This is a genomic window from Martinezella lusitana, assembly GCF_016901135.1.
Taxonomy (GTDB): domain Bacteria; phylum Pseudomonadota; class Alphaproteobacteria; order Rhizobiales; family Rhizobiaceae; genus Rhizobium; species Rhizobium lusitanum_D.
Map to the genome: position 1 here is coordinate 1 of NZ_JAFEVL010000044.1, position 589 is coordinate 589.

A 589-nucleotide genomic window follows, 5' to 3' on the forward strand; every position below is an offset into this window, starting at 1 on the left:
GCGCACAGTGATGCTATCATGCACGTGCATGTTGAAAATCCCCAATTTTTGACGTGAACACTGAAAAGGCGAAGCGGGTTTCTCAGGCCAGTGCTTCGCCTTTCTTGTTTTTCGTTGCTGTTTTCTTTGCCAGCTCGCCCCCTCCTATTTCTGATAAAGAATTTTCTAAACTGAACCCTCGCGCCATATCTCGTCAACCGTGTATGGCCAGTGGCCAATATTTATTTCGCAAGATGTGGCCTGTATGCACGCCACATGAGCGACGACAGTCCCAGCCGAGCTTTAGACAAGATAATCATCCGCGTTCCGGACGGATTGCGTGAACGGATTCAGCGTGCCGCGGCTAAAAATGGGCGCTCCGTCAATGCCGAACTTGTCACGCTTTTGGAGCGCACGTACCCGCTACCCTCCAAGCTGGATCAGCACATTAAAGAAATCGTTGATCTGATCGTTAAAAGTCCATCGGATCAGCGTGACTATTTGTGGGACTCCGTGGCGCAAAAGATCAATGCCGCCAGGTTCAAGCCCGAGGAATAGCATAGGAAGATCAAAGACGGAGGGTGAGGTCATCACATCTATCCCGTCTTAT

1 protein-coding gene is annotated in these 589 nt (G+C 50.3%); it reads left to right on the forward strand.

The features are described 5' to 3' along the window. The first annotated feature begins 255 nt into the window (after window positions 1-255). Window positions 256-537 (forward strand): Arc family DNA-binding protein, encoded by a 282-nt coding sequence (locus tag JTP94_RS15885; RefSeq protein WP_204851457.1) that lies wholly within the window; start codon window positions 256-258, stop codon window positions 535-537. Window positions 538-589 lie beyond the last annotated feature (52 nt).

Excerpts from the sequence above, each read along its gene's own strand:
- JTP94_RS15885 (WP_204851457.1), top strand. The coding sequence starts at position 256 with ATGAGCGACGACAGTCCCAGCCGAGCTTTAGACAAGATAATCATCCGC.